The following is an 18763-nucleotide window of genomic DNA, read 5'->3' as shown; positions in this document are numbered from 1 at the left end:
TGTAGCCATCGCAAGCGCCGTCCACTTGTACGGAAATGACCTATGAATCGACGAACCCGCCGCCGCCGGGAATGATCCGGGCGCGCAGTTCGCCGGGCGTCACCCCGGCAAAGGCGCGCACCTCCCGCGCCAGATGCGGCTCATCATAGAAGCCCGAATCCTGCGCGATATCGGCAAGCCGCGCATCCGGATCGGCGGCGATCGCGGCGGTGAAATGCTCAAACCGGGCCAGCCGGGCGAAGCGCGCGGGCGCAAGCCCGGTTTCGTCGCGAAAACGCTGCAGGAAATGGCGCGGCGACCATCCGGCCCAGTCCGCCAGCGCCCGGATCGACTTGTCCGGCCGGGCGCGCAGCCGGGCGACGGCGGCGGTGATCCGGCCATCCATGGCCTCGCTCTCGCCAAGCCGGTCCATGACGAAGGCGTCGAGGAGGGCAAAGCGTTGCCCGTCATTCCCCGCCTCCATCAATCGTCCGCCAAGATCGCTGACCCGCCCGCCGATCAAATCGTCCAGCCGCACGACGCGGTTGGCGACTTCCGACACCGGACAGCCGCACAGGCGGCCAAGCGTCGCCCAGGGCATGAAGATATGAATGCCCGACTGACTGCCGCCGGACCGCGAGATCGACGTTCCGTCCGCAAAGCCCGCGGCGAACGCCTCCCCCGCGTCAAGGGCGATCGCTGCGCCGTCCGCGCCGGTCAGCTCCACCGGCGCGCCAAGGTTGAAGATCACCACGACGCCAGTCGAGGCCAGTTCGCGCCGCGCGGTGAAGCCGGTCGTGGTTTCGTCATAGGCGCTATAGCTGCGCACATGCCGCGCAAGGGCGCTGGCCGGGCGCGCCTCCGCCATCCGCCAGCGGTTCACGCCATCGTCATGCGCGCGGATGGTTATGGGGCGCGGGCTGTCCATGCCTGCGCAGTCTAGCCTCCCCGCGCTTTCCGCGCTAGGCGCAGGACATGACCAGCCGCGACGACCTGACCCTCGCCAACCGCCTTGCCGATGCAGCGGGCGAGGCGATCCGCCCCTTTTTCCGTGCGCGCTACGATCTGGAGTTCAAGGCGGACAAATCGCCGGTGACGGAGGCCGACAAGGCGGCCGAGGCGGCGATCCGCGCGATCCTGGAGAAGGAGCGGCCCGGCGACGGCATTATCGGCGAGGAATATGGCGCGACGCGCGAGGATGCGGAGCGGGTATGGATTCTGGACCCGATCGACGGGACCAAGAGCTTCGTCGCCGGGCGGCCGATCTTCGGCACGCTGATCGCGCTGACGCAGGCGGGATGGCCGACCATCGGCATCATCGACCAGCCGATCGCGCGGGAACGCTGGGCGGGCATGGCGGGACGGCCGACAACCTTTAACGGCGCGCCGGTCCGCACCCGCGCCTGCCGCGATCTGGACGAGGCGATCCTAGCCTCCACCGCGCCGCAGCTTTTCCCCGGCTGCACCGGCGAACATTTCTCCCTGCTGGCGGGGCAGTGCCGCGATACGCTGTGGGGCGGGGACTGCTATAATTATGGCCTGGTCGCGTCGGGCCATGTCGACATCGTCGTGGAGGCGGGGCTGAAGCTCCACGATCTCGCCGCGCTGGTGCCGGTGGTCGAGGGCGCGGGCGGGCGCATGTGCGACTGGGCGGGCGAACCGCTGACGGCGGACAGCGACGGACAGGTGATCGCGGTGGGCGACCCGGCGCGGCTGGACGATATTTTAGAGGCTCTGGCGCAGGGGCATGACGGGCATCATTAATCTCAGTGCCCACCTCCGTTCGCCCTGAGCGAAGTCGAAGGGCATCACCGAACGGAGTGAGGTGCCTTCACTACGTTCAGGCAAAGGCTTCGACTTCGCTCTCCTGAGCCTGTCGAAGGGCCGAACGGTTCTTAACTTCCAGTCTCTCAAAATATCCCCAGAAACTTCTTGTCCTGGCTCTTTTGCTCGCCCTTCTCCGCCTTGCCGCTTTCCGACTTTGCGGTGGTGCCGCGGCCCACATCGTCGCGCGGTTTGCCCTTGGTCGTGCGCTGGGCGACGGCGTTCGCGCCTGACAGGACAGGGCCGCAGGCCGCCGCTTTCGCGTCACCGACATCGACAAAGGCGAGGATGCCGGCGATCGGCGTGCCGACCAGGCTGAGGCCAGCCCCCGCCCCGCCCCGCGCCAGCAGTTCGGGGCTGACGGGGTTGATGCCCGGCTTGGCGAAATAGCCGCCAATGCCGATGGGCGACTGGCCGGAAAAGAGGCTGATCGTCTTGCCGTCCGCCCGCACCGCCATGTCCAGCGACTCGTTCCTGAAGCTGAACCCGCCACGGCCGACGATCACATTCTTCTTGGTGTCGATCAGGATCGGGTCGGCGGCGGCCACGCCGTCGCGCACGGTGAAGGCGATGAGGCCGCAGTTGATTTCCACCGGCTTCTTCAGTTTGTCGGCGAACATCTTGGTGATGAAGGTGCCGATATCGAGTTCGGAAAGCTGGATGTTGCGCGCCCACATGGTGCCCGCTGGCAGGACGACAGCGATGCGGCCATCGGCGGTACCGAGCGATTCGCGGACCGAGTCGCCTTCGCCGGTCATCTGCACGCGCGCCTTCATGACGCCAGTTGTGCCCGATTCCTCGACGCCCCAGCGGCCGAGCAGCTTGCCCATCGGCGTCGGGGACAGGCGGATGTCATATTTCGTCCGCACCGGCGCGCCGCGCGCATTGATTTCTATGTCGGACGAGACGAAGCCGCCCGCCATGTCGAAGGTCAGCGGCGACATGGTGATCAGGCTATGGTCGAGTTTCAGCGTCAGGCCGATATTGGAGATGGGGAAATTCTTCGCCCGCACCTGCTTCACGCTATATTTGACGTCCGCGTCGAAGGCGCGGATCGCCTCTATCCGCAGCGGCGCGTCCGGCAGGACGCGGGGGCGGCCCTGCACCGTCTCGATCGCGCCCTTGGCGCCCTGCGCCTCCAGCTTTTCCGGGTTGTAGCCGATGAAGGGGCCGACATCGATGATGTCGAGCGTGTTGGTGGCCAGGTCCGCCTTCAGCAGCAGGCGATTGTCCGGCAACGAGATCGTCATGCCGCCAGCCAGATCGCTGTCTCCAAATCGCCCTTTAAGATGGGTGAAGCGCCACTCGCCGCCCACTTTCGTCAGGTCGGAGGTGAAGCGGTAATGGCGCGTATCGGGAATTGCGACGCCCAGGAAATCGAACAACAGGCGGATATTGGGACCGTAAGTGACCAGCGACAGGTCCGCCCCCTCAATCTCCGTCGCGCCGGGCAGCGTGCCGTTGACCTGCAGCACCGTCGCGCCCGCCTTCGCCTCCACGACCAACTGATTCTTCCCGCCAGTCACCGTGTCATTGGGCGAAAGCAGTCCGCCGCGCAGGGTGAAGGGCCGGTCGCGCATCGTGCCGGACCCGGTGAAGCGGATGTCGTGCGCGAATCGGGTGTCCTGTGCGCGGACCGTGTCGAAGGCGATATCGGCGTTCACCGCCAGGCGCGGGTCGCGATAGCGCACCTTCGTCCCCGCGATGATCGCGCGGCGGACGGTGGGCAGGTCGAGCGGCTCGCCTTTCCTGTTGGGGTCGCCCAGCGTCCATGTGTTGGTCTTGCCGTCCCGGCTCCATTCCAGGTCGGCCGCGCCGTTGCGCAGTTCCAGCCATTTGATCCGCTTGGTGTCGCCAAAGACCAGGGAGAAGGGCGAGATGCGGGTGTCGATCCGGTCGGCGCGGAACAGATGCGGCTGGCTTGCCCATTTGGGATTGGAGATGGTGAAGCGTTCGGCCAGGAATTTGACGGTGATGGGGTCGAAATAAAGCTGGAAGTCGCCGCCGACCTTCACCTCCCGCTGCAGACTGGACGAGACGATCCGTTCGAACGGACTTTTCAGGAAGCGGCCCTTGGTGATGAACAGGATCAACCAGATCAGGAACAGGATGCCGACGACCCACAGGATGATTCGCGCAGGCAGAGGCAGTTTCCGCCACCGCTCCCGCGCCTGCCCCATGCGCGCGCGGAATCCGCCCTGCCCGCCTTCTGGAGCATCGGGCGTATCCCGCCCCGTAGCAATGGGATCCGCTTCGGACATGGGGGAGAAACGTCCAGCACCCCGAATCGCTCCGCCCCTTGCTTTTGGCGGGCTTGCCCCGTATAGGCGCGCGTTCCCGTGGGCTTGTGCCCATCGGGGTTGATGGGACATTCCGGCCAGTAGGGCTGCCGCGCTTGTCCGTAATCGTCAGCACAAGGAGACGAAAATGCCCAAGCTCAAGACCAAGAGCGGTGTGAAGAAACGCTTCAAGTTCACCGCCACCGGCAAGGTCAAGCATGGTGTCGCCGGCAAGCGCCACCGCCTGATCAGCCATAACGCCAAATATATTCGCCAGAACCGTGGCACCGATGTGCTGTCCGAAGCCGACGTCGCGCACGTCCGCCTCTGGGCGCCCTACGGCCTGAAGTAAGGAGTAGAGGACTATGGCACGCGTAAAACGTGGCACGACCACCAAGGCGAAGCATAAGAGGATTTTGGATCAGGCGAAGGGCTATTATGGCCGTCGCAAGAACACGATCCGCATCGCCCGCCAGGCCGTCGAAAAGGCCGGCCAGTACGCCTATCGCGACCGCAAGGTTAAGAAGCGCAGCTTCCGCGGCCTGTGGATTCAGCGCATCAACGCCGGCGTCCGCGCCGAGGGCCTGACCTATTCGCAGTTCATGCACGGGCTGAAGCTCGCGGGCATCGATCTGGACCGGAAGGTCCTGGCCGACATCGCGATGCACGAAGGCGAAGCGTTTAGCGCCATCATCGCCCAGGCGAAGGCGGCTCTGCCCGCGGCTGCGTAAGCATCCAGCGACACGAGACAGCAAGGGCGCCGGGGCAGATGCTTCCGGCGCCCTTTTTGGTTTTGTGGGGTGAGCGGAGATAAATTCCTTTTCCGTCATCCCGGCGAAAGCCGGGACCCATCTGGCCCAATGATCATGGTCCAGTTTGACAGGCGAGTTGGGTTCCGGCTTTCGCCGGAATGACGGGGTTGGTAGGTTTGGACAATGCCGCCCATCCGCCAGCCTTGCGTCTACATCTTGGCTAGCAAGCGGAACGGCACGCTCTACACCGGCGTCACATCCGACCTGATCAAACGCCTGCATGAGCATCGAACCAACGCCGTTCCCGGCTTCGCCCTGAAATATAATGTCAAATTGCTGATGTGGTTCGAGACCCACGACACGATGGAAGAAGCGATCATCCGGGAAAAGCGGATCAAGGAATGGAAAAGACAGTGGAAAATCCAGTTGATCGAGGAGCGTAATCCGCACTGGAGCGATCTGGCGATCACGCTTGGATTTACGCGCCTTCCCGACTAACAGCTACCCCAACCCAAAACCGTCATCCCGGCGAAAGCCGGGACCCATCGCGCCTCTCATCTCGCGCAGGAATTGGGGAGAGTTGGGTTCCGGCTTTCGCCGGAATGACGAAGAAAGAACTGCACAGGCCCATGACCGACATAGCTTCACTGAAATCCGGCCTGCTGGCCGACATCGCCGCCGCCGATACGCTTGACGCGGTGGAGGGGTTGCGTGTCGGGGCGCTCGGCAAGCAGGGCGTCGTCACGGCACTGCTCAAGACGCTGGGCGGCATGTCGCCCGACGAGCGGCAGACGCAGGGGCCGGTCATTCAGGACCTGCGCGAGGCAGTGACCGCCGCCATAGCGGACAAGAAGGGCGCGCTGGAACAGGCGGCGCTGGACGCGCGGCTGGCCGAGGAGCGGCTGGACATGACGCTGCCCGCCGACATCGGCCCGCAAGGATCGGTGCATCCGGTGAGCCAGGTGATGGACGAACTGGCGGAGATTTTCGCGGACCTTGGCTTCTCCGTCGCCACCGGCCCGGAAATCGAGGACGACTGGCATAATTTCACCGCGCTCAACATTCCCGAAACGCACCCGGCGCGGGCGATGCACGACACCTTCTATTTCCCCGGTGAGACCGCGCGGGACGGGAAGAAGATGTTGCTGCGTACGCACACCTCGCCCGTGCAAATCCGCACGATGATGAACGAGAAGCCGCCGATCCGCATCATCGCGCCCGGCCGCGTCTATCGTTCCGACAGCGACGCCACGCACACGCCGATGTTCCACCAGATTGAGGGGCTGGTGATCGATCGCGGCATCACGCTCGGCCACCTCAAATGGACGCTGGAGACGTTCCTGAAAGCATTCTTCGAGCGCGACGACATCGTCCTGCGCCTGCGCCCCAGCTATTTCCCCTTCACCGAGCCGTCGGTGGAGGTCGATGTCGGTTATACGCTGGTCAATGGCCAGCGGGTGATCGGCGGCAGCGGCAACGACAAGGATGGCGGCTGGCTGGAGGTGCTGGGCAGCGGCATGGTCCACCGCAAGGTGATCGAGGCGTGCGGCCTTGACCCGGACGAGTGGCAGGGCTTCGCCTTCGGCACCGGCGTCGACCGGCTCGCCATGCTGAAATATGGGATGAACGACCTGCGCGCCTTCTTTGACGGCGATCTGCGCTGGCTGCGGCATTATGGTTTCTCGGCGCTGGACGTGCCCACGCTGAGCGGAGGAGTGGGCGCATGACTCATATGATGGAAAGCATCAGTGCTCCTGCGAAAGCAGGAGCCCAGGGCCTCGTGGCGCTCCTTCACCCTAGGCTCCTGCTTTCGCAGGAGCACAATGCAAAGGGAGTGGGCGCATGAAATTCACGCTGAGCTGGCTGAAGGAGCATCTGGAGACGGATGCGAGCCTCGACACCGTGCTGGACACGCTGACCCGCGTCGGGCTGGAGGTTGAGGGCGTTGATAATCCGGCGGAGAAGCTGGGCGCGTTCCGCATCGCCAAGGTGTTGACCGCAGCGCCGCATCCGCAGGCCGACAAGCTCCAGGTGCTGAGCGTCGACGCAGGCGATGGCCCGCTACAGGTCGTATGCGGCGCGCCCAATGCCCGCGCCGGCCTTGTCGGCGTGTTCGGCATGCCGGGCGCGACCGTGCCGTCCAACGGCATGGTGCTGCGCGTCGCGGCGATCCGCGGCGTCGAGTCCAACGGCATGATGTGCTCTTTCCGCGAGCTGGAGCTGGGCGAGGATCATGACGGGATCATCGAACTGGCCGCCGATGCGCCGGTGGGTCAGGTCTATGCCGACTGGGCGGGACTGGACGATCCGGTGATCGACGTCAGCATCACGCCCAACCGGCAGGATTGCATGGGTGTGCGCGGCATCGCCCGCGATCTGGCGGCGGCGGGCCTGGGCACGCTGAAGCCGCTGGCGCAGGTCTATCGCATGGAAAGCCTTGCGCCGATTGCGGGCGACGGTGCTGCGCCAGATGTGCGCACCGACGATCCGGAAGGCTGCCCTGCTTTCTACGCGCAGAATGTGTCGGGCGTGACCAATGGCGCTGCGCCGAAATGGATGGCGGACAAGCTGAAGGCGATCGGCCAGAAGCCGATTTCCGTGCTGGTCGACATCACCAATTTCGTGTCGATCGACCTTGGCCGGCCGCTCCATGTCTATGATCGCGCGACGCTTACGGGGCCGCTCATCGCGCGCCTCGCGAAGGATGGCGAGCAGGTTCTGGCCCTCAACGGCAAGACCTATACGCTCGACGCCAGCATGACGGTGATCGCCGACGATGCGGCGGTCCACGACATTGGCGGCATCATGGGCGGCGAGCATTCGGGCGTGTCGGACACGACGACCGACGTGCTGATCGAATGCGCCTATTTCACGCCGGAGGCTATCGCCCGCACCGGGCAGAAGCTGGCGCTGACCAGCGACGCGCGCCAGCGGTTCGAGCGCGGCGTCGATCCCGCCTTCCTGGACGATGCGCTGGCGATCGCGACGAAGCTGGTGCTCGACCATTGCGGCGGGAAACCAAGCGCCATCACCCGCGCGGGACAGCCGCCGGTTACGTCGCGCAGCGTTTCCTACGATCCCGCTTATGCGCTGGCGCTGGCGGGCGTAGACGTGCCGAAGGCGACGCAGAAAGCGATACTGGAAAGCCTTGGCTTCCCGGTGACGGTTACCGGCGGCGGCACAGAAATGCGTGACGGCATGCCGTTCGACACGCCCGAAGGCTGGAGCGTCGGCGTGCCGAGCTGGCGGCGCGATATCGATGGCCCGCCGGATATCGTCGAGGAGGTGGTGCGCATCCACGGCCTGGACAATGTGCCCTCCACGCCCCTGCCCCGCGCGCCGGGCGTTGCGAAGCCGACAGCGACACAGGCCCAGCTTGTCGAGCGACGGGTGCGGCGCACGGCGGCGGCGCGTGGGCTTTCGGAGGCGATCAACTGGTCCTTCATATCCGAGAAGGAAGCCGCGGCCGTGGGCGGCGGCGACTGGACGCTCGCCAATCCGATCTCCGAGGATATGAAGGTCATGCGGCCCTCGCTGCTGCCCGGCCTGCTCTCCGCCACGCGGCGCAATGCCGATCGCGGCGCGGCATCGATCCGGCTGTTCGAGGTCGGACGCCGCTATTTCGCCGATGGCGAACGCGCGACCACGGGCATCGTCATGGCCGGGGAAAAGACGGCGCGTGACTGGCGCAGCGGCAAGGCGCAGGCCTTTGCTGCGCATGATGTGAAGGCGGAGGTGATGGCGTTGCTGGCGGTGGCGGGCGCGCCAACAGCCAACCTTCAGGCGTTCGGTGAGGCGAGCGGGGCCTATCATCCCGGCCAGTCCGGTACGCTGCGTCTCGGCCCCAAGACGATCCTTGCCGAATATGGCGTGCTGCACCCGGCGATGGCCAAGCAGTTCGGCCTGTCCGGCACGGTGGTCGCCGCCGAGCTGTTTTTGGACGCCATACCGGGCAAGCGGAAAAGCGGCTTCATGCGCGCGCCCTATGCGCCGCCCGCCCTGCAGGCGGTGAAGCGCGACTTCGCCTTTGTCGTCCCTGAAACGCTGGAGGCCGACGCGCTGGTGCGCGCCATTCGCGGCGCGGACAAGAAGGCGATTGTCGACGCGCGTCTGTTCGACGTTTTCTCCGGTCCCGGCGTGGATGCGGGCATGACGTCGCTGGCGGTGGAAGTGACGCTGCAGCCCGGCGAAAAGAGCTTCACCGACGAAGAACTGGGCGCGATCAGCGCGGCGGTCGTGAAGGCGGCGGAGAAGCTGGGCGGGACGTTGCGGGGGTAATTATCGATCCTATTCCGTTCGGGCTGAGCCTGTCGAAGCCCTGCCCTTCTTTCTAAGAAGGACAGTCCTTCGACTAGCTCAGGGCGAACGGGTGGGTGAACGAAATGTGCTCCTGCGAAAGCACTGAATGCGAGTCACGTGCCTCGCTTCAGCCCAGATCAAGCGGCGGAACTGGACTCCTGCTTTCGCAGGAGCACGCTGGTTCTTTCCATCGGCATTTTCTAAGTCGCCGCTGGCTTGCATCCCTTCGCTTTCGCCAGCCCGCGCAGGAAGCCGCGCCGGGCGAGGCCGGTGCTGATCGCCGCTTCCATGCGCCGCTGGGCGGGGGCCGCGCCGCTGACTTCGCGCACCAGCCCGCGGAAGGGGATCAGGGAGTTGACGATGGTCTGGCCAGTCGCCTCCAATATCTTGCCGGTGCGATTCTCATTATTCTCCGTGCCTGTGCCGAAATCCGGGCCGAGCACGCCATTCAGCTCCACGATGGCCGCGTTGATTCCGGCGCAGCGCGCATTGGCGGGCATGGCGTAGGGGGCCTCGACCGCTTTCTGCAGCACTTCGGGCACTTCCTTCTTGTCAACGCCCACGTCGCGCGCGGGCTGGCTGGCGATATCGCCCGCCTTGCGCCATGTCGTATCTTTCTTCTGCTCCTGCTTGGGTTCTTCCTTCGCTTCCTGTTTGGCCTCCTGGGCAAGTGCCGCGCCGGACAGCATGACCGACAGGATGATGGCGGACCTGATACGCACGAAACCGTCTCCGTTCGTCTATTGCGAAGGCGTAACCATCGGATGGGGCGCGAGTTCCTGAAGAAACAGAATGTATTAGACCGTCCATGCTTGCGGCATGGCCATGCCTGCCGGTAACAAGGCAGGGCTTTTCCGGCATATGAAGGCGCGGGCATTGACTGAAGGTCTGATCACGATCGCATCCGGCGCGCTGATGGCGGCCATCAACCCGCTGGGCGCGGAACTCTGGTCGCTGCGCGATGCGGAAGGCCGCGAGTTGATGACCGATGCGGACGAACGCTGGTGGACGGGCCATGCGCCTTTGCTGTTTCCCTTTGTCGGGCGGTTGCGCGGCGATGTTTTCCGGGTCGATGGCGCGGAATATGGCCAGCCGCAGCATGGCTTTGCGCGGCGGCGGACTTTCGCGCTGGTCGACCGGTCGGCGGAGAGCGCCCTTTTCCGCCTCGAATCCGATGCGGAGAGCCTTGCCATCTATCCCTTCGCCTTCCGCCTCGACATGCGTTTTGCGCTTCGTGGCGCGAAGCTGGAGATGATGGCGACGGTCGCCAACAGCGGCGGCGCGGATATGCCGTTCAGCTTCGGCTATCATCCGGGCTTCGCCTGGCCCCTGCCCTATGGCGCAACCGGAGAGGATCATCGCGTCATCTTCGAGAAGGACGAACCCGCGCCGATCCGCAAGGTGGGCAGCGAACCGGGCCTGATCGCGCTGGAAAGCGTGCCCTCCCCCGTGGTCGGCAACGTCCTTGCCCCGACCCACGAGATGTTTGCGGGCGACGCGCTGATCTGGGACGACCTCGCCAGCCGCAGCCTGACATGGGGGGCGCCCGGCACGCCGCATCTGAAGATCGATTTCCCCGACACCCCCTGGCTCGGCATCTGGCAGAAGCCGGGCGCGCATTATCTGTGCGTGGAACCCTGGGCGGGCATGGCCGACCCCGTGGGCTTCGACGGCGATGTGTGGGAGAAGCCGGGCATCATCCGCCTGCCGCCGGGCGAGAGCCGGGATTTCCGCATGGACGTGGAATTGATGCCCTAGCCAGCCCTGTCATTTGCCGCATGCGCGCCTATATTCGGGGCGACCATCGGAGGACAGCATGACCACCCCCGTCAAGATCGACTTTGTTTCCGATATATCCTGCCCCTGGTGCATCATCGGCCTGCGGGGGCTTGAGGAGGCGCTTGCGCGCGTCGGCGGAGAGGTGGAGGCGGACATTCGCTTCCGCCCGTTCGAACTTAACCCGGACATGGCGCAGGGCGGCGAAAATCTGGGCGAGCATGTCACGCGGAAGATGGGTTCGACCCGCGAACAGTCGGCGCAGATGCGGCAGACCATCACGGATCGCGCCGCCGCGACCGGCTTCGCCATTAATTTTTCCGACGAGTCGCGCGTCTACAACACGTTCGACGCCCATCGGCTGCTGCGCTGGGCAGAGGAGGAAGGCGGGCAGCACGCCCTGAAACGCGCGCTGTTCACAGCCCATTTCACGCGCGGCGAGGCGATGGACGATCATGCTACGCTGGTGGCCATAGCGGAGCAGGCCGGGCTGGACGGCGCAAAGGCGCGGGAGGTTCTGGAATCCGGCCGCTATGCCGGGGAAGTGCGCGCCGAGGAACAGCTCTGGCGCTCTCGCGGCATCAACTCGGTGCCCGCCATCGTGCTGAACGAGAAATATCTGGTGTCCGGCGGGCAGCCCGCCGAGATGTTCGAACAGGCATTGCGCGCGGTTGTGGCGGAGCAGGAAACAGCCTGACCCTAGGCTAAACCGACCCCTACCCTTTTTCGTCATTCCCGCGTAGGCGGGAACCCATCTCCAGTCCTATCCTGCTGTGCGATTTCGGGAGATGGGTCCCCGCCTACGCGGGGATGACGAACCTTTGATATAGAAACGACCATGACCATCCCATCCCGCCGCACATTTGCGATCATTTCCCACCCGGACGCGGGCAAGACCACGCTGACCGAGAAGCTGCTGCTGGAGGGCGGCGCGATCCATCTGGCCGGGGAGGTCAAGGCGCGCGGCGCGAACCGGCGCGCCCGGTCGGACTGGATGAAGATCGAGCAGCAGCGCGGCATCTCCGTCACCTCCTCGGTCATGACGTTCGAGCGGAACGGGATCACCTTCAACCTGCTCGACACGCCGGGGCATGAGGATTTCAGCGAGGACACCTACCGCACCCTGACCGCCGTCGACAGCGCCGTGATGGTCATCGACGCGGCCAAGGGCATCGAACCGCAGACCCGCAAGCTGTTCGAGGTGTGCCGCCTGCGCAACGTGCCCATCATCACCTTCGTCAACAAGGTGGACCGGGAGGGGCGCGACCCCTTCGCCCTGCTGGACGAGGTGGCCGACGCGCTGGCGCTCGACGTGTGCCCGATGAGCTGGCCGGTCGGCATGGGCGGCACGTTCGAGGGCATTTACGACTTCACCACCGACCGGCTGCGCCAGCCGAGCGGCGGGAGCAAGGAGTTTGAGGGGCAGGAACATCATTTCTCCGGCCTCGACGATCCGAAGCTGGCGGATTTCCTGTCCGCCGAGGGTCTGGAGAAATTGCGCGAGGAAGCGGAGCTGGCGCGCGGCGGCTATGCGGATTTCGACCTTGCCGCCTATCGCCATGGCGACCTGACGCCGGTCTATTTCGGATCGGCGCTCAAGCTGTTCGGCGTCACCGAACTGATCGACGCGCTCGCCGCCCACGCCCCGCCGCCGCGTACCCAGCCTGCGGAACCCGCGCCGGTCGCGCCGGACCGCAGCGACGTCACCGGCTTCATCTTCAAGGTGCAAGCGAATATGGACCCGCAGCATCGCGACCGCATCGCCTTCATGCGGCTGTGCTCCGGCAAGTTCCGGCGCGGCATGAAGCTGACGCCTTCGGGCAGCGGCAAGCCGATCGCGGTGCATTCGCCGATCCTTTTCTTCGCGCAGGACCGCGAGATCGCCGATGAAGCCTTTCCCGGCGACATTATCGGCATTCCCAATCATGGCACGCTGCGGGTCGGCGATACGCTGTCGGAGAAGGCGGATGTACGCTTCACTGGCCTGCCCAATTTCGCGCCGGAAATCCTGCGCCGCGTGGCGCTGAAGGACCCGACCAAGACCAAGCAGCTCCGCAAGGCGCTGGACGACCTGTCGGAAGAAGGCGTCATCCAGGTATTCTACCCCGACATCGGCAGCCAGTGGATCGTCGGCGTGGTCGGCCAGCTCCAGCTTGACGTGCTGATCAGCCGTCTGGAGGCGGAATATAAGGTTGAGGCGGTGCTGGAACCCTCCCCCTTCGACACGGCGCGCTGGATTTCCGGCAGCGACGCGGCGGTGAAGGGCTTTGTCGAGTTCAACCGCGCCAATCTGGCCAAGGACCGGGATGGCAATGACGTGTTCATGGCCAAAAGCGCCTGGGACGTCGGTTATCAGCAGGAACGCCACCCGGACGTGAAGTTCAGCGCCACGCGCGAGCGATAGGCGGCTGGACAAAGAGCGCGGAATGGCGTCGAATGCGGATCATGAGACTATTGCTGCTTCTGGCCGGCGCGCTGACGCTCACCGCATGCGGACAAGGCGAGGACAGCGCCGCGCCCGCAGCGAATCAGGCCGCGCCGGAAACCGGGGCCACAGCGCAGGTCGCAAAGCTTGACGAAGGGCAGCGTAACGGCGTGCTGGAAAAGGCCATCCGCGCGGCCGGCGAACCCTGCCCGGCGGTAACGGCGTCGGAACGCGCCGAAATCAGCACGGGCGTCATGGGCTGGAGAGCACATTGCGATGACGGGACAGCCCATCTTATCCAGATCCTGAGCGATGGCACCGCCAAGGTGACCAGCCGGACGCACTGATCCGCCCGTCCCCTTGGGCCGCGCGCCCGTGCTTCATTGGCCTCTCGCGCGCTGGCGGACATCCGGCGCAGCCTCTATTCTCACGCCCCTGTCCACCCGGTAGGATGGCTATGGAGACATTAAAGACATGGGCGAAGGCGCTCCGGCGCGATATCGTCGCCCTCTGGATCGCCGCCCGCGATCCCCGCACGCCCTGGGCCGCAAAGGCGCTGGCTGGCGCTGTGGCCGCCTATGCGCTCAGCCCGATTGACCTGATCCCCGATTTCATCCCGATTCTGGGCTATGTCGACGACCTTCTTGTCGTTCCGGCCGGGATATGGCTGGCGATCCGCCTGATCCCTGCGCCGCTGATGATCGAATTCCGGGAAAGCGCGGCCGCACGGACCGCCAGACCCGTCAGCAAGCTGGCGGCGGCGGCGATCATCCTCCTGTGGATGCTGGCCGGGGCGGCGCTCGTCTGGTCTCTATGCGGACGCCGCTAAGGCTTATCGGCGCAGCAGGAACACCGCATGTTCCGCGAACAGATTGGCGTTCGCGTGGGTGGTTTCCTTGTCGCCCTTCAGGAACCATTGCCCGTCGATAGACCAGCCGCGATCCTTCACCAGCGCGCGGAAATCGTCGACCGTCACATGGTGGATGTTGAGCGTATCATACCATGTGTCGGGCAGCAGCCGCGTCACCGGCATCCGCCCGCCCCAGAGCAGCGACATGCGCCCGCGCCAGTGCGCGAAATTGGGGAAGCTGACGAAGGCTTGGCTCCCGATCCGCAGCAATTCCTCCACCACCAGGTCGGGGCGGCGGGTGGTCTGCAGCGTCTGGCTGAGGATCGCATAGTCGAAGCTGCCGTCGGGATAATAGGCAAGGTCGGTGTCGGCGTCGCCCTGCACCACGGACAGGCCGCGCCCTACGGCGGAGGCGACATTGGCCGGGTCGATCTCCAGCCCGCGCGCATCCACCTGCCGCGCATCGCGCAGCGCCGCCATCAGGGCGCCGTCGCCGCAGCCGACATCGAGCACGCGGCTGCCCTGCCGCACCATACGCGCGATCAGGGCAAGATCGGGGCGCATCGCTTCGTTCGTCATGCGACCTCCCGCGAGGCATCGGGATCGTGGCGCTGCATGATCGTCTCATTGACGCGCTTCCAGCCGTGCCGTTCGTAGAGCGTGTGCGCGTCCAGCGTGTTGAGGTTCCAGCGGCGCAGGCGCTGCAGATCGGGATGCCCGTCAAAATAGCGCAGCATTGCCGAGGCAAGGCCCTTCCCCTGATGCGCCTCCAGCACATAGACATCGGCCAGATGCGCGAAGGTCGCATGATCAGTAATGACGCGAGCGAACGCGACCTGCCCGCCGTCCAGATAGACGCCCACGCAATGCGACCCGGCCATCGCCTTTTCGACCAGCGCGATGCCGATGCCGGGGGACCAGTAGCTGCGCGTCAGATAGGCGTGGATCGCCTCCGGCTGAAGCGCGGCGGGATCGTCGGACAGAAGATAGCCGTCCGGCAGCGCGGTCTCCGTCGTGGCGGCCAGCGTCATCGCTCCCCCGCCCGCAGGAAGCCATCGACCACGCGGTTCAGCTCCGGCGCCTCCAGCAGAAAGGCGTCATGGCCGAAGGGGCTGGACAGTTCCACAAAGCTCGCCTCCGCGCCGCCCGCATTGAGGGCATGAACGATCACGCGGGACTCCGTGGTGGGATAGAGCCAGTCGGTATCGAAGCTGACGACGCAGAAGCGTGCGCGGGTCCTGGCGAATGCGCCCGCAAGGCTCCCGCCATGATCCTCCGCCAGATCATAATAATCCATCGCGCGGGTGATATAGAGATAGGAGTTGGCGTCGAATCGCTCGACAAAGCTCAATCCCTGATGCCGCAAATAGCTTTCGACCTGGAAATCCGCGTCGAAGCCGAACGTCTTGGCGTCACGCCCCTGCAGGCGGCGGCCGAACTTCTCGGTCAGGCCAGCTTCCGACAGATAGGTGATGTGCGCGGCCATGCGCGCCACCGCCAGACCAGAGGAGGGCACGTCTCCATCGGCGTAATAGTCGCCGCCGCGCCAGCGCGGGTCGGCCATGATCGCCTGCCGCCCGACTTCGTGGAAGGCGATATTCTGGGCGCTGTGGCGCGCCGTCGAGGCAATGACGATCGCCGATTCGACCCGGCCGGGGAAAAGCGTCGGCCAGGTCAGCGCCTGCATGCCGCCCATCGACCCGCCGATGACGGCGCGGATGCGGTCCACGCCCAGATGATCGAGCAGCAATGCCTGCGCCCGCACCATGTCCGCTATGGTGATGACCGGAAAACGCATCCCCCAGGGCGCACCCATCGCCGGATCGATGCTGGCCGGGCCGCTGGACCCCATGCAGCCGCCAAGAATGTTGGCGCAGACGATGAAGTGCCGGTCGGGATCAACGGGCTTTCCCTGCCCGACCATCCGCCACCACCAGCCGGGCTTTTTCGTCATCGGATTTTCCGACGCCAGATACTGGTCGCCGGTCAGCGCATGGCAGATCAGGATGACGTTGGACCGGTCCGCATTCAGCGCGCCATAGGTCTCATAAGCGATGTCGACAGGGCCGAAGGCGACGCCGCAATCCAGCCGCAAGGGTCCGGTCAGGCGGACCTGACGGCCAAGGCCGAAACGGCTGTCATCCGGGGCCGGATTGCTCGCCATAGGCTGGCCGCGCTAGGGCCGCCGCGATGCCCTGTCAATTGCTGCATCGATACCGGGTCATTGCCGCCGCAAAAGCCCCGACCGTCCTTTGCGTTTGCCGCCCGATGGCGTTAAAGCGCCGCCATGCCAGACACCACCTTTGACACAGCCACGCTTTCCGCTTCCCGCCCGCTTCCAAAAGACTGGATCATGGGGATTTCGCCCTATGTTCCGGGCAAGGCGGCAGCGGATGACGGCCGCCCGCTCATCAAGCTTTCGGCCAATGAAAATCCGCTCGGCACGGGCGACGCCGCCCGCGCCGCCATGGCGGCCGGCATCGCCGATCTCGCCACCTATCCCGATCCCGGCGCGGCGAAGCTGCGCGAGGCGATTGCGGGCAAATATAGCCTGGACCCTGCGCGCATCATCTATGGCACCGGGTCGGACGAGCTGCTGCATCTCGCCGCCAGCGCCTATGCCGGGCCGGGCGATGAGGTGCTGTATGTCCGCTACGGCTTTTCCGTGTACGACATCGCCGCCCGGCGCGTCGGCGCGGTCCCCGTCGTTGCGCCAGACAAGGATTATGGCACGGATGTCGACGCGCTGCTGGCGCTGGTAACGGACAGGACGCGCGTCGTCTATCTCGCCAATCCGAACAACCCCACCGGCACCATGACCCCGGCGTCGGAAATCGCGCGGCTCCACGCTGGACTGCCCGGGGACGTGCTGTTCGTGCTCGACCAGGCCTATGCCGAATATCTGGACGACAGCGAGGATGATGGCGGCCTTGCTCTGGCGGAAAAGGCCAGCAATGTCTTTGTCACCCGCACCTTCTCGAAAATCCACGGCCTTGCCGCCGAACGGATCGGCTGGGGCTATGCCAGCGCGGAAATCATCGACGCGCTGCACCGCATCCGCGCGCCGTTCAATGTGACGACCGCCGGTCAACAGGCGGCCATAGCCGCCATCAACGACAATGCATGGATGGAGCGCAGCCGCGACCACAACGCCCAATGGCGCGCCTGGCTGGCGGAGCAAGTCGCGGCCCTTAGCAATCACGGCCTGCGCGTGGTGCCGAGCAAGGCGAACTTCCTGCTGATCCTGTTCGAAGGCAAGCTGACGGCGGAAGCGGCGCTCAAGGGCCTGATGGCGGAGGGTTACGCCACCCGCTGGCTACCCGGACAGGGCCTGCCCAACGCGCTGCGCATCACCATCGGCACGGAGGCGCAGACGCGCGCCGTCGCCGCCATCCTGCGAACCCTGGCGGAAGGGGCCTGATGCTGCCCTTCGCGCGCGTCGCGATCATCGGCCTTGGCCTTATCGGATCGTCGCTGGCCCGCGCGATCCGGGCGGAGATGCCGACGGTCGCGCTCACCGGCCATGACGCCAGCCCGGAGGTGCGGGAGATCGCCCGGCGCATCGGCCTGTGCGACGACATCGCCGACAATGCGGGGGCGGCCGTCACCGACGCCGATCTGGTGATCCTGTGCGTGCCGGTGCGGGCGATGGAGACGGTCGCGGCGGAGATCGCCGCCGACCTGCCGCCCGAATGCATCGTCAGCGACGTTGGGTCGTGCAAGGGCGAGATCCTCGCTGGCCTGACCCGCGCTCTGCCCGGACGCATCGTGATTCCCGCGCATCCGGTCGCGGGCACGGAGAATAGCGGACCGGAATCCGGCTTTGCGACTCTGTTCAAGGGCCGCTGGTGCATCGTGACGCCGCCGGACGGGGCCGATCCCGCCGCCGTCGAGCGGGTCAGCGAATTGTGGCGGCGCGTCGGCGCGAATGTCGAGATCATGAATGCCCAGCATCATGACCTGGTGCTGGCGGTGACCAGCCATCTGCCGCACCTGATCGCCTACACTATCGTCGGCACGGCCAGCGATCTGGAGGATGTCACCCGGTCGGAAGTGATCAAATATTCCGCCGGCGGCTTCCGCGACTTCACCCGCATCGCCGCATCGGACCCGACCATGTGGCGCGACGTGTTCCTGGCGAACAAGGATGCGGTGCTGGAAATGCTCCAGCGCTTTTCCGAGGACCTCTCGGCCCTGCAACGGGCGATCCGCTGGGGCGACGGGGACGCCCTATTCTCCCTGTTCACCCGGACCCGCGCCGTCCGCCGGTCGATCATCGAGGAAGGGCAGGACGACGCCGCGCCGGACTTCGGCCGCAGTCATTGACGGCCTACCGGTCGATGTTCAGCGCCTCCAGGATCTTCGCCCAGGACACCAGCTTGAAATTCTGAACCTTGTCGCTGCTCTCATGATCATGGGACCCCGGCCTGCCCGACCTTTTGCGTCGCGCGTTGGACGCCATCCCCGGCGCTGCGGACGAGGCCGGAGAAGCGAAAAGACATATAAGCAGCGCGCAGGCATATCTCGCCGCAGCCTCCAGACGCCCGATGCCAGCCATACTCACAACCCCCGTTGCGAA

The 18763-nt window shown here is 65.5% G+C and carries 20 protein-coding genes; 13 read left to right on the top strand and 7 right to left on the bottom strand.

Annotated elements, in window-relative coordinates; translation table 11 throughout:
* Positions 1 to 40 precede the first annotated feature (40 nt).
* On the bottom strand, positions 41 to 907 hold the full coding sequence (locus tag KFK14_RS01235) for an AraC family transcriptional regulator (RefSeq protein WP_212609585.1): 867 nt from the start codon (positions 905 to 907) through the stop codon (positions 41 to 43).
* 47 nt (positions 908 to 954) lie between these two features.
* Between KFK14_RS01235 and hisN the strand changes: the two genes are divergently transcribed.
* Positions 955 to 1743: a histidinol-phosphatase gene (hisN, locus tag KFK14_RS01230; RefSeq protein ID WP_212609584.1), complete on the top strand. Its 789-nt coding sequence runs from the start codon at positions 955 to 957 to the stop codon at positions 1741 to 1743.
* Positions 1744 to 1889: 146 nt separating this feature from the next.
* Here the strand turns inward: hisN and KFK14_RS01225 are convergent, their stop codons facing one another.
* Entirely contained in the window at positions 1890 to 3983 is a 2094-nt protein-coding gene (locus KFK14_RS01225; RefSeq protein WP_212610972.1) for an AsmA family protein, read from the bottom strand.
* A 247-nt stretch (positions 3984 to 4230) separates the two neighbouring features.
* Between KFK14_RS01225 and rpmI the strand changes: the two genes are divergently transcribed.
* The 5 genes from rpmI (at position 4231) to pheT (ending at position 9112) form a co-directional block, all read left to right on the top strand.
* Complete coding sequence (gene rpmI / locus KFK14_RS01220) at positions 4231 to 4434, top strand: 50S ribosomal protein L35 (protein WP_070156000.1); 204 nt, start codon at positions 4231 to 4233, stop codon at positions 4432 to 4434.
* A 13-nt stretch (positions 4435 to 4447) separates the two neighbouring features.
* Positions 4448 to 4813 (top strand): 50S ribosomal protein L20, encoded by a 366-nt coding sequence (gene rplT / locus KFK14_RS01215; protein WP_070156002.1) that lies wholly within the window; start codon positions 4448 to 4450, stop codon positions 4811 to 4813.
* 204 nt (positions 4814 to 5017) lie between these two features.
* Positions 5018 to 5332 (top strand): GIY-YIG nuclease family protein, encoded by a 315-nt coding sequence (locus tag KFK14_RS01210; protein WP_212609583.1) that lies wholly within the window; start codon positions 5018 to 5020, stop codon positions 5330 to 5332.
* Between the two features lie 131 nt (positions 5333 to 5463).
* Positions 5464 to 6561 (top strand): phenylalanine--tRNA ligase subunit alpha, encoded by a 1098-nt coding sequence (gene pheS / locus KFK14_RS01205; RefSeq protein WP_212610971.1) that lies wholly within the window; start codon positions 5464 to 5466, stop codon positions 6559 to 6561.
* A 115-nt stretch (positions 6562 to 6676) separates the two neighbouring features.
* The gene (gene pheT / locus KFK14_RS01200) at positions 6677 to 9112 is read left to right on the top strand and encodes a phenylalanine--tRNA ligase subunit beta (RefSeq protein ID WP_212609582.1); all 2436 of its coding nucleotides are present in this window, start codon (positions 6677 to 6679) and stop codon (positions 9110 to 9112) included.
* 221 nt (positions 9113 to 9333) lie between these two features.
* Here pheT and KFK14_RS01195 read toward each other — a convergent pair whose 3' ends face one another.
* Positions 9334 to 9822: a hypothetical protein gene (locus KFK14_RS01195; protein ID WP_425516676.1), complete on the bottom strand. Its 489-nt coding sequence runs from the start codon at positions 9820 to 9822 to the stop codon at positions 9334 to 9336.
* A 172-nt stretch (positions 9823 to 9994) separates the two neighbouring features.
* Here KFK14_RS01195 and KFK14_RS01190 point away from each other — a divergent pair, with 172 nt between their 5' ends.
* From KFK14_RS01190 to KFK14_RS01170, 5 genes are all read left to right on the top strand, one after another.
* Entirely contained in the window at positions 9995 to 10891 is an 897-nt protein-coding gene (locus tag KFK14_RS01190; RefSeq protein WP_425516675.1) for an aldose 1-epimerase family protein, read from the top strand.
* Positions 10892 to 10949: 58 nt separating this feature from the next.
* Positions 10950 to 11606, top strand: coding sequence for a DsbA family oxidoreductase (locus KFK14_RS01185; protein ID WP_212609581.1), 657 nt, complete (start codon positions 10950 to 10952; stop codon positions 11604 to 11606).
* A 141-nt stretch (positions 11607 to 11747) separates the two neighbouring features.
* Entirely contained in the window at positions 11748 to 13313 is a 1566-nt protein-coding gene (locus tag KFK14_RS01180; RefSeq protein ID WP_070156014.1) for a peptide chain release factor 3, read from the top strand.
* 41 nt (positions 13314 to 13354) lie between these two features.
* The gene (locus tag KFK14_RS01175) at positions 13355 to 13681 is read left to right on the top strand and encodes a hypothetical protein (RefSeq protein WP_212609580.1); all 327 of its coding nucleotides are present in this window, start codon (positions 13355 to 13357) and stop codon (positions 13679 to 13681) included.
* A 104-nt stretch (positions 13682 to 13785) separates the two neighbouring features.
* Positions 13786 to 14163, top strand: coding sequence for a YkvA family protein (locus KFK14_RS01170; RefSeq protein ID WP_212609579.1), 378 nt, complete (start codon positions 13786 to 13788; stop codon positions 14161 to 14163).
* Positions 14164 to 14166: 3 nt separating this feature from the next.
* On the opposite strand, the gene metW is transcribed toward KFK14_RS01170, so the two are convergent.
* From metW to metX, 3 genes are read right to left on the bottom strand one after another with little or no spacing between them, the layout of a single operon-like run.
* Entirely contained in the window at positions 14167 to 14763 is a 597-nt protein-coding gene (metW, locus tag KFK14_RS01165) for a methionine biosynthesis protein MetW (protein WP_212609578.1), read from the bottom strand.
* Complete coding sequence (locus KFK14_RS01160) at positions 14760 to 15215, bottom strand: GNAT family N-acetyltransferase (protein ID WP_212609577.1); 456 nt, start codon at positions 15213 to 15215, stop codon at positions 14760 to 14762. Before KFK14_RS01160 ends, metW begins: the two co-directional genes overlap by 4 nt.
* A complete protein-coding gene (metX, locus tag KFK14_RS01155; protein ID WP_212609576.1) occupies positions 15212 to 16348 on the bottom strand; it encodes a homoserine O-acetyltransferase MetX in 1137 nt (378 codons plus the stop codon). Before metX ends, KFK14_RS01160 begins: the two co-directional genes overlap by 4 nt.
* Before the next feature lie 123 nt (positions 16349 to 16471).
* On the opposite strand from metX, the gene hisC reads away from it, so the two are divergent.
* On the top strand, positions 16472 to 17605 hold the full coding sequence (hisC, locus tag KFK14_RS01150) for a histidinol-phosphate transaminase (protein ID WP_212609575.1): 1134 nt from the start codon (positions 16472 to 16474) through the stop codon (positions 17603 to 17605).
* Positions 17605 to 18510, top strand: a complete 906-nt coding sequence (locus KFK14_RS01145) for a prephenate/arogenate dehydrogenase family protein (protein ID WP_212609574.1) — start codon at positions 17605 to 17607, stop codon at positions 18508 to 18510. Before hisC ends, KFK14_RS01145 begins: the two co-directional genes overlap by 1 nt.
* Before the next feature lie 4 nt (positions 18511 to 18514).
* Here the strand turns inward: KFK14_RS01145 and KFK14_RS01140 are convergent, their stop codons facing one another.
* Positions 18515 to 18742, bottom strand: coding sequence for a hypothetical protein (locus KFK14_RS01140; protein WP_212609573.1), 228 nt, complete (start codon positions 18740 to 18742; stop codon positions 18515 to 18517).
* Between the last annotated feature and the right edge of the window lie 21 nt (positions 18743 to 18763).

It is taken from the genome of Sphingobium phenoxybenzoativorans, assembly GCF_018286635.1.
GTDB classification, from domain to species: Bacteria; Pseudomonadota; Alphaproteobacteria; order Sphingomonadales; family Sphingomonadaceae; genus Sphingobium; species Sphingobium phenoxybenzoativorans.
This window is presented reverse-complemented; position numbering and strand designations above follow the sequence as displayed.

Coding starts and splice junctions, on each gene's coding strand:
- KFK14_RS01235 (WP_212609585.1), bottom strand. CDS start 907: ATGGACAGCCCGCGCCCCATAACCATCCGCGCGCATGACGATGGCGTG.
- hisN (WP_212609584.1), top strand. CDS start 955: ATGACCAGCCGCGACGACCTGACCCTCGCCAACCGCCTTGCCGATGCA.
- KFK14_RS01225 (WP_212610972.1), bottom strand. CDS start 3,983: ATGGGGCAGGCGCGGGAGCGGTGGCGGAAACTGCCTCTGCCTGCGCGA.
- rpmI (WP_070156000.1), top strand. CDS start 4,231: ATGCCCAAGCTCAAGACCAAGAGCGGTGTGAAGAAACGCTTCAAGTTC.
- rplT (WP_070156002.1), top strand. CDS start 4,448: ATGGCACGCGTAAAACGTGGCACGACCACCAAGGCGAAGCATAAGAGG.
- KFK14_RS01210 (WP_212609583.1), top strand. CDS start 5,018: ATGCCGCCCATCCGCCAGCCTTGCGTCTACATCTTGGCTAGCAAGCGG.
- pheS (WP_212610971.1), top strand. CDS start 5,464: ATGACCGACATAGCTTCACTGAAATCCGGCCTGCTGGCCGACATCGCC.
- pheT (WP_212609582.1), top strand. CDS start 6,677: ATGAAATTCACGCTGAGCTGGCTGAAGGAGCATCTGGAGACGGATGCG.
- KFK14_RS01195 (WP_425516676.1), bottom strand. CDS start 9,822: ATGCTGTCCGGCGCGGCACTTGCCCAGGAGGCCAAACAGGAAGCGAAG.
- KFK14_RS01190 (WP_425516675.1), top strand. CDS start 9,995: ATGAAGGCGCGGGCATTGACTGAAGGTCTGATCACGATCGCATCCGGC.
- KFK14_RS01185 (WP_212609581.1), top strand. CDS start 10,950: ATGACCACCCCCGTCAAGATCGACTTTGTTTCCGATATATCCTGCCCC.
- KFK14_RS01180 (WP_070156014.1), top strand. CDS start 11,748: ATGACCATCCCATCCCGCCGCACATTTGCGATCATTTCCCACCCGGAC.
- KFK14_RS01175 (WP_212609580.1), top strand. CDS start 13,355: ATGAGACTATTGCTGCTTCTGGCCGGCGCGCTGACGCTCACCGCATGC.
- KFK14_RS01170 (WP_212609579.1), top strand. CDS start 13,786: ATGGCTATGGAGACATTAAAGACATGGGCGAAGGCGCTCCGGCGCGAT.
- metW (WP_212609578.1), bottom strand. CDS start 14,763: ATGACGAACGAAGCGATGCGCCCCGATCTTGCCCTGATCGCGCGTATG.
- KFK14_RS01160 (WP_212609577.1), bottom strand. CDS start 15,215: ATGACGCTGGCCGCCACGACGGAGACCGCGCTGCCGGACGGCTATCTT.
- metX (WP_212609576.1), bottom strand. CDS start 16,348: ATGGCGAGCAATCCGGCCCCGGATGACAGCCGTTTCGGCCTTGGCCGT.
- hisC (WP_212609575.1), top strand. CDS start 16,472: ATGCCAGACACCACCTTTGACACAGCCACGCTTTCCGCTTCCCGCCCG.
- KFK14_RS01145 (WP_212609574.1), top strand. CDS start 17,605: ATGCTGCCCTTCGCGCGCGTCGCGATCATCGGCCTTGGCCTTATCGGA.
- KFK14_RS01140 (WP_212609573.1), bottom strand. CDS start 18,742: ATGGCTGGCATCGGGCGTCTGGAGGCTGCGGCGAGATATGCCTGCGCG.